13 protein-coding genes are annotated in these 14,655 nt (G+C 62.2%); 9 read left to right on the top strand and 4 right to left on the bottom strand.

The genetic code is table 11. The features are described from left to right. Positions 1-8: 8 nt before the first annotated feature. Positions 9-701: an endonuclease III gene (gene nth, locus ACP154_RS03610; RefSeq protein ID WP_421856687.1), complete on the bottom strand. Its 693-nt coding sequence runs from the start codon at positions 699-701 to the stop codon at positions 9-11. A gap of 108 nt (positions 702-809) precedes the next feature. Between nth and ACP154_RS03605 the strand changes: the two genes are divergently transcribed. From ACP154_RS03605 to ACP154_RS03595, 3 genes are all read left to right on the top strand, one after another. Continuing rightward, positions 810-1,247: an acyl-CoA thioesterase gene (locus ACP154_RS03605; protein WP_107711712.1), complete on the top strand. Its 438-nt coding sequence runs from the start codon at positions 810-812 to the stop codon at positions 1,245-1,247. Between the two features lie 90 nt (positions 1,248-1,337). Continuing rightward, positions 1,338-2,627 carry a hypothetical protein gene (locus ACP154_RS03600; RefSeq protein ID WP_421856690.1) on the top strand — a complete coding sequence of 430 codons (1,290 nt, stop codon included), beginning with the start codon at positions 1,338-1,340 and terminating at the stop codon, positions 2,625-2,627. A gap of 63 nt (positions 2,628-2,690) precedes the next feature. Further along, complete coding sequence (locus ACP154_RS03595; RefSeq protein ID WP_421856692.1) at positions 2,691-5,165, top strand: DNA translocase FtsK 4TM domain-containing protein; 2,475 nt, start codon at positions 2,691-2,693, stop codon at positions 5,163-5,165. 152 nt (positions 5,166-5,317) lie between these two features. Here the strand turns inward: ACP154_RS03595 and ACP154_RS03590 are convergent, their stop codons facing one another. Continuing rightward, positions 5,318-5,947 carry a hypothetical protein gene (locus ACP154_RS03590; protein ID WP_421856695.1) on the bottom strand — a complete coding sequence of 210 codons (630 nt, stop codon included), beginning with the start codon at positions 5,945-5,947 and terminating at the stop codon, positions 5,318-5,320. Positions 5,948-6,144: 197 nt separating this feature from the next. Between ACP154_RS03590 and ACP154_RS03585 the strand changes: the two genes are divergently transcribed. Further along, positions 6,145-7,278 carry a hypothetical protein gene (locus tag ACP154_RS03585; protein WP_421856698.1) on the top strand — a complete coding sequence of 378 codons (1,134 nt, stop codon included), beginning with the start codon at positions 6,145-6,147 and terminating at the stop codon, positions 7,276-7,278. Between the two features lie 466 nt (positions 7,279-7,744). Beyond that, positions 7,745-8,917, top strand: a complete 1,173-nt coding sequence (locus ACP154_RS03580; protein ID WP_421856701.1) for a DUF418 domain-containing protein — start codon at positions 7,745-7,747, stop codon at positions 8,915-8,917. 109 nt (positions 8,918-9,026) lie between these two features. Here the strand turns inward: ACP154_RS03580 and ACP154_RS03575 are convergent, their stop codons facing one another. Beyond that, complete coding sequence (locus tag ACP154_RS03575) at positions 9,027-10,253, bottom strand: argininosuccinate synthase (RefSeq protein WP_421856704.1); 1,227 nt, start codon at positions 10,251-10,253, stop codon at positions 9,027-9,029. Positions 10,254-10,385: 132 nt separating this feature from the next. Here ACP154_RS03575 and ACP154_RS03570 point away from each other — a divergent pair, with 132 nt between their 5' ends. The 4 genes from ACP154_RS03570 (at position 10,386) to pyrF (ending at position 14,195) form a co-directional block, all read left to right on the top strand. After that, entirely contained in the window at positions 10,386-10,922 is a 537-nt protein-coding gene (locus ACP154_RS03570; RefSeq protein WP_421856707.1) for a GAF domain-containing protein, read from the top strand. Positions 10,923-11,125: 203 nt separating this feature from the next. Further along, entirely contained in the window at positions 11,126-12,532 is a 1,407-nt protein-coding gene (locus tag ACP154_RS03565) for an alpha/beta fold hydrolase (protein WP_421856710.1), read from the top strand. Between the two features lie 80 nt (positions 12,533-12,612). Further along, positions 12,613-13,446 carry an SDR family NAD(P)-dependent oxidoreductase gene (locus ACP154_RS03560; protein ID WP_421856713.1) on the top strand — a complete coding sequence of 278 codons (834 nt, stop codon included), beginning with the start codon at positions 12,613-12,615 and terminating at the stop codon, positions 13,444-13,446. Positions 13,447-13,508: 62 nt separating this feature from the next. Next, on the top strand, positions 13,509-14,195 hold the full coding sequence (pyrF, locus tag ACP154_RS03555) for an orotidine-5'-phosphate decarboxylase (protein ID WP_421856716.1): 687 nt from the start codon (positions 13,509-13,511) through the stop codon (positions 14,193-14,195). 61 nt (positions 14,196-14,256) lie between these two features. Here pyrF and trxA read toward each other — a convergent pair whose 3' ends face one another. Next, positions 14,257-14,577, bottom strand: a complete 321-nt coding sequence (gene trxA, locus ACP154_RS03550) for a thioredoxin TrxA (protein ID WP_022701204.1) — start codon at positions 14,575-14,577, stop codon at positions 14,257-14,259. Positions 14,578-14,655: the final 78 nt, after the last annotated feature.

The following is a 14,655-nucleotide window of genomic DNA, read 5'->3' as shown; positions in this document are numbered from 1 at the left end:
CTTTGTGATCAGGGCGCGGGCGTCTTGTCTTTGAATTTGCAGATGTCTGCGATGGGACAGCGCCAACACTCAGGCTTGCGCGCCTTGCACACATAGCGCCCGTGCAGGATCAGCCAGTGATGGGCGCCTTTGAGGTATTGCGGCGGCGTTATGCGCTCCAGACGCTCTTCCACCGCGTCGGGCGTCTTGCCCGGCGCCAGCCGCGTGCGGTTGCTGACCCGGAAGATATGAGTGTCCACCGCAATGGTGTGCTGGCCGAAGGCTTCGTTCAGCACCACATTCGCCGTTTTGCGCCCGACGCCGGGCAGACGGATCAAGGCGTCACGGGTTTGCGGCACCTCACCGTCAAACTCATTCAGGATCATTTGGGACAGGGCGATGACATTCTTGGCCTTGTTGCGGAACAGGCCGATCGTCTTGATGTGCTCGCGCACGCCCTCTTCACCCAAGGCCAGCATTTTTTCGGGCGTGTCCGCGACTTTGAACAGCTTGTCGGTGGCCTTGTTCACGCCCACATCGGTGGCTTGCGCCGACAACGCCACGGCGACCACCAGCGTATAGGGGTTTGAGTAATTCAGCTCGGTCTGCGGCTCGGGGCGATCATCGGCCAGCCGCGCGTAGAGTTCTTCAGCCTGCTCCCTGTTCAGTCCGGGCGGGCGGCGTTTGGCGGGTTTTTTACGAGGCTTTGGCGCTTGGGTCATGGGGTGGCGATAGCCCTCTCGTTGAGCGCAGGCAAGCCCTGCACCTTTGCAATCTGTCGCCAGAGCGGCATAACGCAGTGCAGCACACTCAGTTCCCGGAAGACCATCATGAAGCCTGACGCGTATCGCCTCGACCTTGAAACCTATCCCTTGGTGGCGTCCGTCCCCAGCCGGTTTCAGGATCTCGACCCGTTGGGGCATATCAACAATGTGGCGATAGGCGCCTTCTATGAAGAAGCGCGCGGCGTCTTGAACCGCAAGGCGTTTCCGCTCGAGCTGCGCAAGGCCAACACAATGCGCATGGTGATCGCGGATGTTCACATCGCCTATCTGGCCGAGGCGTTTTACCCCGGCGATCTGGTGGTCGGGTCCGGCATTTTGCGTATTGGCGGGTCCAGCTACACGATCGGCCAGGGCCTGTTTCAGAACGGCCAGTGCATCGGCGCAAGCGAATCTGTTCTGGTGAATACGGATGGGAAAAAGCCAGCGCCGATCCCTGATGAGGGGCGCACAGCGCTTGAAGCCTTGATGATCAAGCCCGTCTAGGACCGTATCGGGCCTTTGGCGTGTAGTTTTGCACCCTCTTGCCGCTTTGCCGCCTTGCTAGCGCCTTTCACGAAGGGGCAAAGTGATGTGATGAAAGCGCTACTCTCCTGTCTCGCCGCCTCTGCTCTTCTTATGGGCGCTTCGGCCTCCGCTCTGGCTCAATCGCGATCTGCGCTCGACCTGTCACGCATGCTGCGTGAAGAGGTGCGAGCGGCAGCCCAGATTGAGGATTTTGAAACAGCGCATCGCATGAATGCGGCGGCGCTGGAGCTGCAGCCCGGCCATCCCGGATTGCTGAACAATGCGGTGCTGCTGGGCGCCATGGCCGGCAAGACAGAGCATCAGTTTGAAGCTCTTGAAGCCATGGCGGGCGCTGGTCTCAGTTATGATCTGGACGGGTCGGTTCGAAATCTGGGCCAGCTTGAAGCCGCTGATTCAGAGCGATTGAACGCCATACGCTTGGCGCTTGCTGAAAACGCGGCGCCTGCGGGTCAGGCGGTGGCGGTGGCCACGCCGCCCTTGGACGATGCGCTGATTGAAGCGCTGGCGGTCGATAACGAGACCGAGCGTCTGTATCTGGGCGGCGTTGCCCAACGCCGGATCTATCGCGTCGAGCCGTTTGCGCCCGAAGAGTTTGACGTGTTTGCAGGTGATGATGAGCCCATTGGCTCGATCTTCGGGCTCGCCGCAGATCGACGGCATGGCCGGCTTTATGCGGTTGAGGGCATGGTGGAGCAGACTCCGCTCGCGCCAGATGAGCAGCCCGAAACCGCGCTGTTAGTGCTGGATCTTGAGACCGGAGAGCGGATTGCACGCCATACGATGGAAGGGGCGGAGCGTATGGGCGACCTGACCGTGCGCGACGGCGTCGTGTTCGTCTCGGACGCTGAAGCCGGGCGGATTTACCGCCTCAACGGCCCTCGCGCCGAGCTGGAGCTTTATGCGCAGGATGAGCGTTTTGCGTCTTTGCAGGGTCTGGCTCAGGCGCGCGGCGCATTATGGGTCGTCGATTACGCTGTGGGGCTGTGGCGGATTGATCCGGTCAGCCGGGTCGCGCATCTGCAACCCAGCCCGGACGGCGCCAGCCTGATCGGGATGGACGGTCTGGTGGCGGATCGGCTGGGGCGCCTGTTCGTGGTGCGCAACGGCGCAGCGCCTTTCGGCGTCTTTGAACTGGTGTTTGATGACGCCAACCAGCTTGTCGGTCTTGAGCCGGTTTTGACGGGTGATGCGCGGTTGGGCGAGCCGACGACGGTGCGGATCGCGGATGATCGTCTGTTTGTGAATGCGGATGCGCCTTGGGACCAGTTTCCCGCGGATGGCGCGGCGCCGGATGCGCCGCGGCGATCGCCTGTCATACTGGCGCTTCCGATCCCGTAAAAACTGTTGTCGGTTAACGCGGATTAACCCGTCGGGAAGACTCTTTGAGGCAATCTGGAGGTCATGAAAATGGCGGCCGATCCCTCTTTGGAGTCTGAAACCCCGGTGCGACGCAGGCCGGGGCTGATCGCGCGCGTCCGCACCGCGGTGGTCGGCTTTGTCATGACCGTTCTGGGCGCGTTCGTGATCGTATCCATGCTGAGCCATAATCCCCTGGATCCCAGCTTGAACGCGGCGACGGGCCAGGCCGTGACGAACTGGATGGGCGGGCCAGGCGCAGTGACGTCTGATCTTGTCTTGCAGGTCTCAGGGTGGGCGGGCGCTGCGGCGGCGCTGGCGGTGATGGGCTGGGGGGCGATCTTGCTGGTTCGAGGTCCGCGCGGCCGCACCAAGACGGTCTCCGCCTTCCGGATCATTTCGGGTCTTCTGGGCGTAGGCGGGTTCGCCATGGCGGTTTCGGCTTTGCCCATGCCCGCGAACTGGCCCTTCGCGACCGGGCTGGGCGGTCTGGTTGGCGACGGGTTGCTGGGCCTGATCCAGGCGTTGACCCAAGAGGTCAATGCGCCGGGCGGACGGGTGATCGCAGGCGGTCTGGGGCTGACGCTGGCGGTGTTTGGCGTGTTTTTCTGTTTTGGCCTGACCGTGCGTGACCTGACCGCGGCGCGAGACGCCGCTGAGCTGGTTTGGGCCACGGTCCGGGTCTGGATTGATCAGAGTCTTGGCGCCATTCCGCGCGCCTGGGGCCGCGGCGAGGTCGAGGTGCAGACCCCTGCCTCGCCCGATGGTCGCGCGGAAACCGCGCCAGCGTTTCTCAAGCGTGAGCGCCGGTCTGGCGCAGAATCAGCGCGCACCCCGCCGCGCATCAGCCGCGAACCCGTTGATGACGATGAGGACGGGTATAACGATACGGCCATGCCCGCCACCGGCGCGCCGGCGCGTCCAAACCCCGTTAAGGTGGCGCGCAAGAAGAGCGTGCGCGAGTCAGATCGTGAAGCCCGTGAGGCCCAGGGCGCGTTGCCGTTCAGCGGCGATTCCTCCGGGTTTGAGCTGCCGCGCCTGGACTTGCTGGCGCCCGCGCCGCCGCGTGCGGATACAGTGGACGCCGACGCCCTGGCTCAGAACGCCGAGCTTCTGACGGGCGTGCTGGCGGATTTCGGCGTGAAGGGCGAAGTGGTTCAGGTGCGCCCAGGTCCTGTGGTGACGCTGTATGAACTGGAGCCTGCCCCCGGTGTGAAAACCAGCCGCGTGATCAATCTGGCCGATGATATCGCCCGATCCATGGCGGCGGTGGCCTGCAGGGTGTCGGTCGTACCGGGCCGCAACGCCATCGGCATCGAGCTGCCCAACCAGCATCGTGAGACAGTGTTCCTGCGCGCGCTGCTGGCGTCCAAGCCCTTCGAGGCCGCCAAGGCGGAGCTGCCTATGGCGCTGGGGGAGACCATTGGCGGCGAGCCGTTCACAGCGGATCTCGCGAAAATGCCCCACCTTCTGATCGCGGGCACTACTGGGTCGGGTAAGTCGGTGGGTGTGAACGCAATGATCCTGTCGCTGCTCTACCGGCTTCCGCCTGAAGAGTGCCGGATGATCATGATCGATCCCAAAATGCTGGAATTGTCGGTCTATGACGGCATTCCCCACTTGCTGAGCCCCGTGGTGATCGATCCGAAAAAGGCGGTGGCGGCGCTCAAATGGACCGTGCGCGAAATGGAGTCGCGCTATCTGAAGATGTCCAAGGTCGGCGTGCGCAACATGAAGGGCTTTAACGAGAAGGCCCGGCAGGCGCGTGAAGACAATGACGTGCTCAGCCGCACTGTTCAGACCGGCTTTGACAAGGAAAGCGGCGAGCCGGTTTATGAGACCGAGACGATCGAGCCCGATCCCATGCCCTACATCGTCGTTGTGATCGACGAGATGGCGGACCTGATGATGGTCGCCGGCAAGGATATCGAGGGCGCGATCCAGCGTTTGGCGCAAATGGCGCGGGCGGCGGGCATTCATCTGATCATGGCGACCCAGCGACCGTCAGTGGATGTGATCACCGGCACGATCAAGGCGAACTTCCCCACACGGATCAGCTATCAGGTGACCTCCAAGATCGACTCGCGCACCATTCTGGGCGAGCAGGGCGCTGAGCAGCTTCTGGGCATGGGCGACCTTCTGTACATGGCGGGCGGGGGGCGCATCCGGCGTCTGCACGGCCCGTTCGTGTCCGACCGCGAAGTCGAGGATGTGGCGAACTTCCTGAAAGCCCAGGGCACCCCGGAATATCTCGACGCGGTCACCGAGGATCTTGATGAAGAGGGCGGAGACGGCGCGCTCGATCTGGTGGGCGGCGGTTCGGGCGATGATCTGTTTGATCAGGCGGTCGCCGTGGTCGCGCGCGATCGCAAGGCGTCCACCAGCTATATCCAGCGCCGCCTCCAGATCGGCTATAATCGCGCTGCGACCTTGATTGAGCGTATGGAGGATGAGGGCATGATCGGCCCCGCTGACCATGCCGGCAAGCGCGAGATCTTCCTGCCTGAACACGGTGAATAGGGACGGAAGACTGGCTGCGCACCAGGTTTTCAGACCTCTTGTGCGATGACCGCGTAGAAACCGTACCCCTGATGAAAGCAGGCCGCGATCCAGACTCCGCTCAGGGAGTTTGAAGCGCGGCCCGTCAGTGCAGGGGGGTTAACGCGGCTAGACTAGCTGCAGTTTTGGGAAAGCCGGGTCAGGGGGCGAACCGGAAGCCGGAGTTCCGCGTCACGCGGTCCTGGCATGGACGCCAGATGCGCCTGACCTGAGGCATCCAGGCCGACCTGATACCATCCCAGGAAGGTCTCTGACTCTTGAGCAATGAAGCCCGCCGCTGTCTGAGCAGGATCAGCGACGCTGCGTGCAGGGAACGAACCGCCTGAGCCTGTTGGTGAGCCGTTATTGTAACGGACCAGATCGCCGCGCAACTCCAAGCCCTGGAAGCTATAGGCGCCGGTCAGGTCGGCGGGGATTGTCACACTGGCGACCAGCCATCCTTCTGGGAGGTCGAAACGCCGACGATCCTGGGGATCTGCGTCATATCCGAAAGTGAAGGCGATCTCGTTTGAAGCGGTCTGGGCGACGCCCCCGCAATGCGAAGTCGCGTTTGAGAAACGAATATCCAGGCTTTCTTGAAAATTCGGCGCCATGGCGTTCTGCGACAACTGTTCGGCGGTGGCATTCGCGCTGCCTTCGTGAACAGCCAGCCACACTGTCGTGTCTTGTGCGAATGCCGCCGGAGCGCCGCTCAGTGCGGTCAGAGCAACTGTTGTAAAGATCAATCCTGATTTGAACGCCATAACACTCTCCTATTCTCCTCAATCGAGAGTAACACGCACTTTTTCTCCCCGAAAGAGAGATTTGATCACTCTTGGAGTGAAGCCTGCGTCGGTCATGTCGGCTTATCGCGCCGTTAACCCTCTTGCCCGGATGTGCTGGCGTCAGGGCCTGTTTTCCAACCATGCTCATATGTTGAGCGGGGTAGGAGACCGGCGAAATGTTCAGCCGCCGTCCATATGATCTGAAAAATCTGATGCGAGGCGGCTCAACGCCGCGCGTGCTCGACCTTTATGGTCTGCACAAGCGGTTCCCCGATCTGGCGCAGACCCCCTATCCCCTGTTCCGCCATCGCGGTCTCAACCGGTGCTTTCTGATCAAGCACAATCTGCGCCGCAATGAGCGCTCTCTGGTGCGGTCGGGCCGCAATATCGTGACCAAGCTGGTCCTGCCCATCGACCCCAAGGATCCAGGCGCCGGCGCGTTCTGGACCTTCATAGAAGCGCCAAACCTCGAAGCCTGGCTGGAAGAGGCGCTGGGGCGTGACCGCAATCTCTATGAAGAAGAGTTTTCCGAGGATGTGCGCACGCTGTCGCGGCTGAAATCAGCGCCGGCGTTTGATCCCTTCCTGCTCGAAGCCCTGTTCCCCGAGCGCGAGCTGGACCCACGCTATTTCACCATGGCCAAGGCCGACGAGGCCGAGTTCAAGATGTTCGCCGCTCGGCACATGGCCGACATTTCCGCCAAGGCGCTGGGCGAGACGACCACGCGCAAACGCCCCGAACGTCTCGCCGCCGTTCTGTTCAACGCCAAGAGCCACGCTCAGCGCGAAGATTTGCGCAACGCCCTGCGCATGGATCCCGAAGACTTCACCGTCGGCGTCTTCGGTTGGAAAGGGCTTTTGTATTATCTGTGGCGCATGAACATCCTGACCGAAGAGCTGGCGAGTTTCCTGCGCGATCTGGCGCGGCTGGAAAAGGAAGACGGCTCCGCGCCCTTCCGTCCGTTAGCCGCACCCATCAGCCGTATTCGCCGTTCGATCCGTCTGCGCTGGGAAGATCTCAAGGCCGGGCGTGAGAATTATTACCGCGTGGTCTCCGCCTTCCTGGATGACGGCGACCCTATCGCCATGCGCATGCTGCTTTTGAAAGCGCCGAACCTGTTCAGCCGGATCGGCGATGATGTGGCGGCGCTAACCCACCTCACCACCTATTGGAGTTATTGGCGGCGTCAGCGCGGCGAGGGGATCATCCGTCATGAAATGGCGACAACCCTGCTGCCCGACCTCGCTGGTGACATCGCCCGTGATCTTGACGACGACATGCCGCTCTATCACCAGCGCGGCGTGGCTTAGGACGAGCCGCTCTCTTCACGCCATCCCCTATCATTGAAACCCCGGCCAAGCGCAGCGCCGAGCCGGGGCCTCCTTCAGGTTAGGGCGTTTAACGGGGAGAGGGGTCAAGCGCTCGCCCGGGAATTCAACTCCGTCCAGTCACTTATCCGCCCCTTCTGATTCTCCTCTATCCTGTCGCTCTCCTCGCTTGTGGAAGGGCGGATCGCGACCGTCGGGTGGGGCGAGGAGAGGCGGCGCAAGCTGTCGGCTGAGCCTTGGGTGTGACAGGGCGAGGCCAGGCGTAGGGAAGGCCGGATCGGCGCTTTCGCAAGACGAACCCCAGACTATCCAGCCGGACCGGCTTTCCCGCGTTCGCCCCTCGGCCCTTTGGGCGCGAGGCGTTTAGACGTGTCTGATCCGCGATTCAGCTGGCCCGCACCTTGCAAATCTCTTTTCAAAACGTGAACGCGTTTATGGAGGTGTGCCAATGCGAGATCGAATTCGGGTTCTGGACGCGCTGCGCGGCTTTGCCGTGCTGGGTTTGCTGATTGCGCATTTCCCCTCCACCGGCGGGACGAATTTCGCATTTTCCGACCCGCGCCTTCTGGGCTGGACACCTTGGGAGATGGGGCTGTGGGGAACGCAGGCGGTCTTTATTGACGCGGTGATGCGCGGCGTGTTCGCCAGCCTGTTCGGCGCCTCCATGGCGATCATCCTGACAGGATCCGGCGACATGCTGACCCGCCGGGCGGGGTTTCTGGTGCGCTGTATCGGCCTGTTGGTGCTCGGTCTTGTTCATATGAGCCTTCTGGCATGGTCGTCTGATATTCTGGCGATCTACGCTGTCGCGGGCATGGGCGTGCTGATCCTGTCCTGGTTGCCGCCACGCTATCTGTTCGCCTTTGCGGCTGTGGGATGGGCGGTTGTCGTGGCTTATGCCGGGTATCGCGATATCGCCACTGAAACGCCAAGCTATGCCGAGATGATGGCGGTTCAGGCCGCCCGGGCTGAGGGCTATTGGCCTCATGTACAGGCTTCAGTTGAGACCTGGATCATGATGATGACCAACGCCTCGGTGTTGGGACGGATCGCGGAAGCGGGCGGCTATATGCTGCTGGGGCTGGGCTTGATGCGCTCGGGCGCGCTCAATCTTTCTGCGCAAACGCTGGTGCGCGTCGTCTCGATCGCAGGCGCTGTCGGCGTGGCGCTGGCCGCGGGGACGGCGATCCATGCGGCGCTTTCCGGCTTTGTCTTTGACGCCAGCCTTCACCCGGTGATGCGCTTTTCCAAACCCTTCATCGTCATCGCCATGCTAGCGGGTTTCGTGCTGGCCATGCGCTCAGAGCTGTTTGCTCATGTCAGCAAAGTGATCTTCGAGCCGGTCGGCAAGATGGCGCTGACCGCCTATATGGGCAGCTCGTTGATGATGCTGTGGCTGTTCACCGGGTTCGGGCTGGAGCTTTACGGCCGGTTTGATCGCGTCGCCCTGTGGGGCCTGATGATCCCGGCGAGCGGCTTCATCATCATATCGTGCAATCTGTGGCTCTCCCGGTTCAAGCAAGGACCGATGGAGAAGGGGCTGCGCGTGTTTGTGGATCGCGGGACGGCGCTGATCGCGCCGGTGCTGCGGCCCCGCGCCAAGACTATGCCGGCGGAGTAGATGCCTGGCGGAGCGTTGAGGGGCGCTCCACCGCATTGTTGTTCAGCCCGCTGGCGCGTGCGTCCCCGGTTTCTGGGAGCCGGGGACGCATCGATTCTGGTCCGACGCGTTAGTCGTTCTCGCCCAGACGGTGCTTGCGTTGCGCCAAAAGCTTCAGACGCAAGGCGTTCAGGCGGATAAAGCCTTCTGCGTCCTTCTGATCGTAGACGTCGTCTTCTTCAAAGGTGACGTGCTCGAGTGAGTACAGCGAGTTGGGCGAAGATCGACCGACCACCAGCACATTGCCCTTATAGAGCTTGAGGCGGACCTCTCCGTTTACATGGCGCTGGGAGTGATCGATCGCCGCCTGAAGCATTTCGCGCTCCGGGCTGAACCAGAAGCCATTGTAGACGAGCTTGGCGTATTTCGGCATCAGCTCGTCTTTCAGGTGCATGGCGCCGCCATCCAGGGTGAGCTGCTCGATGCCGCGGTGCGCGGTCATAAGAATCGTGCCGCCCGGCGTCTCGTAAATGCCGCGCGATTTCATGCCGACGAACCGGTTCTCCACCAGATCCAGTCGGCCAATACCGTGTTTGGCGCCCAGATCATTGAGCTGGGTCAGGAGAGTCGCCGGGCTCAGCGCCTGACCATTCAGGCTGACCGCGTCGCCGCGCTCAAAACCGATGGTGACATATTCAGGCTGGTCTGGCGCATCCTCAGGATGGCAGGTGCGCAGGCAGACCTCGTTGAACGCCTCTTCAGCGGGATCTTCGAGCATTTTGCCCTCCGAGGAGGTGTGCCACAGGTTGGCATCAACCGAGAACGGGGCTTCGCCGCGTTTGTCGGAGGGCACTTCAATGCCGTTCTCCTCGGCGTAGGCGATGAGCTTGGTGCGGGAGTTCAGATCCCATTCGCGCCAGGGTGCGATGACTTTCAGGCTGGGATCGAGCGCCGCCACGCCCAGTTCGAAACGCACCTGATCATTGCCCTTGCCGGTGGCGCCGTGGGCGACGGCGTCCGCGCCGGTTTGGTGGGCGATCTCGACCAGGCGTTTGGAGATCAGCGGCCGGGCGATGGAGGTGCCCAAGAGGTATTGGCCCTCATAGACAGCGTTGGCGCGCACCATGGGGTAAACATAATCGCGAACAAATTCCTCGCGCAGGTCATCAATGAAGATGTCCTTGATCCCGGCCTTCTCCGCTTTTCGCCGCGCGGGCTCCAGCTCTTCGCCCTGACCCAGATCGGCGGTGAAAGTCACCACTTCGGCCTGATACGCGTCCTGCAGCCATTTGAGAATGACTGAAGTGTCCAGCCCGCCTGAATAGGCGAGCACGATTTTTTTGATGGTCTGGCTCATGGCGCGTCCTGGAGTGCGAGGTTTCAAACGGGCGGCAATCTAGACCCTGCGGCGGTGCAGCGAAAGCGCCAGTCGCTTAACTGACTCACAAGGCTATTTGTGCAGATTGGAACCAGTATCAGGAGTCTTGGCATGTCCGAATCCATCGCAAAACCCTGTTGCTCGATTATTGAGGATCAGGATCGGCTCGAGGCGGTTCGGGCGCTGCTGGATAACGCTTTGGATCAACGCGGCGATCTGGACGCCTTGGCGCGTTTGACCGCCTTCGCATTCAAGGCGCCCATCTGCGTGGTTTCGCTGGTCAGCGACACAAGCGTCCATTTCATCGGCAAACAGGGCCTGGATGCATGTGAAGTGGCGCTCGACGACTCCCTGTGTACACAAGTTGTCTGTCGTGAGGGTCCGGTCGAGATCCTCAATCTGTCCATCCATCCCCAGTTCAGCACGCACCCGGCGGCGGTCGGTCCGCCTTTCGTGCGCGCTTATTGCGGTCAACCGCTGCTCTCGCCTGATGGGCGGATCCTGGGCGCCGTCGCCATTGTCGACACAGCGCCGATTTTTCGCTTCACCGATATCGAACGCGACGCCTTGAAGGCGGCGACCGAAATGGCTCAAAGCCTGATTTTCAATGGTCTGCGCGGTCTCCCTTGTTCAGAAGCGGCTGAATAGACGTCTCACTCCGGGTCTGTTTTCCAGATCAAGTCAGAGAGCGCCAGCTCGCCCGCCGTCATCGGGGCTTCGCGCATCGGACGCTTCACCTAAAGTGTACGCGTTGAGTAAGGCGCCATTACCAACGCACCTGAGTTCTTTTTATCATCAGCGCGAGTTTGCGTTGATGATAAAACCAAGGCGTCAAGATATGGAGAGCCCTGATGATCCGCACACTGATTACCTTATTGCCGGTCGCCGTGCTGGCCGTCGCTTGCGGCTCCCAGCCAGAGCAATCTGACTCCAACACATCGTCAGACATCGAGCGCGAGCAAGCGCAAGCGCCCGCGGACCCGGCGTTTGACGGGCGTTGGGCCGGCGTGCTGGAGGCCGGCGCGCAACCCTTGCGACTGGAGCTGGAGATTGACCTGTCAGGCGATGACCCGTCCTTGATCCTGATTTCGGTCGATCAGGGGGGCGCCCGCGCGCCCATGTCCATCGTTCGATTTGACGGCGCTCTGGTGCATTTCTCAACACCGGGTCTGGCTTTGCAGTATGACGGCGTGCTGGAAGACGGCGTGATCACCGGTACGTTTGATCAAGGCGGATTGAACGCGCCACTGGTGTTTGAGCCGGTGCAGGGCGAGGAGCAAGAGACGATGTCCGCCGAGACCGCCCCGATTTATGGCGAGGGCGTTGTCGTCGAAGTGGCGCTGGAGGACGGTCGGTTGGAAGGCGTGCTCACAGCTCCGACGGCGCCTCGCGCCGGGCTGGTCCTGATCAGCGGGTCCGGGCCACAGGATCGCGATGGCAATATAGCGGGCCATCCCGTGTATGCGGCTGTGGCGGATGCGCTGGCTGAGTCGGGGGTCGCCAGCTTGCGGTATGATGACCGGGGGGTAGGCGGATCGCAGGCGCCCGCGCCTTCGGCCCCGGCTGATCTGGCGGATGATGCAGTGCGCGCACTGAATGTTCTCAAGGCGGAGACCGGGCTCTCTTGCGTGGGCTATCTGGGCCATTCCGAAGGCGGGTTTTTAGGGCTTCTGGCGGCCAACGCCTCAGACGCCGACTTCCTGATCTCGCTCGCCGGTCAGCATCAGGACATGGCGACCTTGCTCTACGATCAGTCTGAAGCCCTGATACGGGCGTCCGGGCAGGATGAAGCGGCTGTCGAAGCCAATCGCCAGTTACAGACCCTGGTGTTTGACGCCATCGAGAACGCCGCGCCAGGTGAAGCGCCCGCTGAGATTGAGGCGGTCCTCATGGCGCAAGGTCTGCCCGAAGCCATGGCGCGTCAGCAAGGACAGATGTGGGGGCAGCCCTATGCTGTGGCGATGTTTGACAGCGACCCGGCGGCGGCGGCCGCTGCGTTTGACGGTCCTGTGCTGGCGCTGTTCGCTGAAAAGGATCTCCAGGTCCTGCCCGAAGCCGCTCAGGCCGCTTTGCTGGACGCCCGTGGCGATCATCCCACGCGCACCGTCATCGTGCCCGGCGTGGACCATATTTTTGAGGACAGCGAGACTGGGTCGCCAGCCGAATATGGCGCGGCGGGGCATGCGCTTTCACCCACGGCCCGCGCAATCCTTATCGAGGAAACCCGGAGCCTGATTGATCAGGCGTGTACAGATTAAGCCTCGCGCTTGGTTCTGGACAGAGCAGGGCGGAACGGTCACCCTCTTGATCTGAGAATTATCTGCGGATTGGAGATTTCATGGCCCGTCGTCTCGCTCTTGTGACAGGTGCGTCTTCCGGTATTGGCGCAGCGTATGCGCGTGAATTTGCGCGCCGGGGATGGGATCTGGCGCTGGTCGCGCGTCGTGAAGACCGTCTGAAGGATATGGCTGAGGAGCTCAAAGCCCAGTTCGGCGTGGATAGCCTGGTGATCGCGGCGGACCTGTCCAAGCCGGACGCGCCGGAGACGATCGTCAAGGCGGTCACCGATGCGGGCCGTCAGATTGATGCTCTGGTCAACAATGCCGGCGTGGGGCGTCCGGGGGCTTTCGTAGAGCTGAGCTGGGACGATCAGGCGCAATTCATGGAGCTCATGGTCACGAGCTATCTAAAGCTGATGCATCTGGTCGCCAAGCCCATGGCTGAACGGGGGTTCGGGCGGATCATCAATATCGCTTCGGTGTCCGCGCTCTTGCCCGCCGCCAACGCCCATACGCGCTATTCCGGCACGCTGTATCCCGGTGCGAAAAGCCTTCTGATCAAGGTCTCCGAGGCGCTGGGGCTCGAGCTCAAGGATCGCAATGTCCACGTCACCGCCGTGGCGCCGGGCTATACCTGGTCAGAATTTCATGATGTGAACGGCGCGCGCGGCACCGTCTCCAACCTGCCCTCCTTCTGGATGCTGACGGCGGAAGAGGTGGCCGTGTCGGGTTATGACGCCGTGGAGCGCGGGGTGCCGCTGCGCGTGCCGGGCGCCTGGTACAAATTCCTGGTCGCGCTGTCGCGCGTGCTGCCTGACCCTGTGGGGCAGGCGATCATGCGCCTGCAGGAGAAGCGCATGGTCGCGAAAGCTCAGGCCAGCGCCGCATCCTGACGCTTGATCACGCGCCCGCAGCGGTCTAGGCCGCTGCAACCATCTTTGTCCGAGGGGTGACCATGACCGACCGCCGCCTGATCACTGCGCTTGACCTGCCCACGATTGCTGACGCCGAGGCGCTGGTGGAGACGCTGTGCGAGGCCTGCGCGCACTACAAGATCGGGCTTCAGCTCCTGCCCATTGGCGGCATGGATCTGGCGCGGTCTCTGAAAGCCCGCGGTCATGACGTTTTCTTGGACTTCAAGCTCCATGACATTCCCGCCACCGTCGAGAAAGCCACGCGCTCGATCACGCAAGCGGGCGCCGATCTTCTGACAGTCCATGCCGAACCGCCGGTCATGCGCGCGGCGGTCGAGGGGCGTGAGGGGTCTGACCTCAAGATCCTCGGCGTTACGGTCCTCACGGCCTATGACGATCCCATGCTGACGCAGATGGGCTATGCCTATGGCGCGCGCGATCTGGTCATGCGGCGCGTCGATCAGGCGCTTGAGTGCGGACTGGACGGTGTCGTCGCCTCGCCGCAGGAGGCTGAGGCCATTCGCGCTCGCGTCCCCGATGATTTCCTGATCGTCACCCCGGGCGTGCGTCCGGCGGGCGCGGCGCTGGGTGATCAGGTGCGCGTGGCGACGCCTGAGGCCGCCTTGAAAGCGGGCGCGTCGCATCTGGTGATCGGGCGGCCTATCAGCCAGGCGGATGACCCCTTTGCGGCGGCGCAAGCGATCGCCGACGAGATGGCGAAAGCCTGAACATGAAAAACCCCGGACGCGTGGCGTCCGGGGTTTTCGGGATCCATGAGAGGGTCAGCGCCTAGACGGCTTCGTTGATCCATTCTTCGATCTTGGACTTGGCCATGGCGCCGACCTTGCGGCTGACTTCTTCGCCATTCTTGAAGATCAGCAGGGTCGGGATGCCGCGCACGCCATACTTGCTGGGGGCCATCGGGTTTTCGTCGATATTGACCTTGGCGATGGTCAGCTTGCCTGCCTTGTCGGCGGCGATCTCTTCGAGCGCCGGGCCGATCTGCTTGCAGGGGCCGCACCATTCCGCCCAGAAATCGACCAGCACCGGGCCGTCGGCTTTCAGAACATCAGATTCAAACGTGTCGTCGGTCACCGCTTGGGTCGCCATGAGCCTTGCTCCTTACCAAAAATCCTAAAGGCCCGCTTCCGCCCGGAATCGGCGCGGCTACGGGTTTGAAGTTGACCG

This window comes from Oceanicaulis sp., assembly GCF_965249665.1.
GTDB lineage: Bacteria > Pseudomonadota > Alphaproteobacteria > Caulobacterales > Maricaulaceae > Oceanicaulis.
This window is presented reverse-complemented; position numbering and strand designations above follow the sequence as displayed.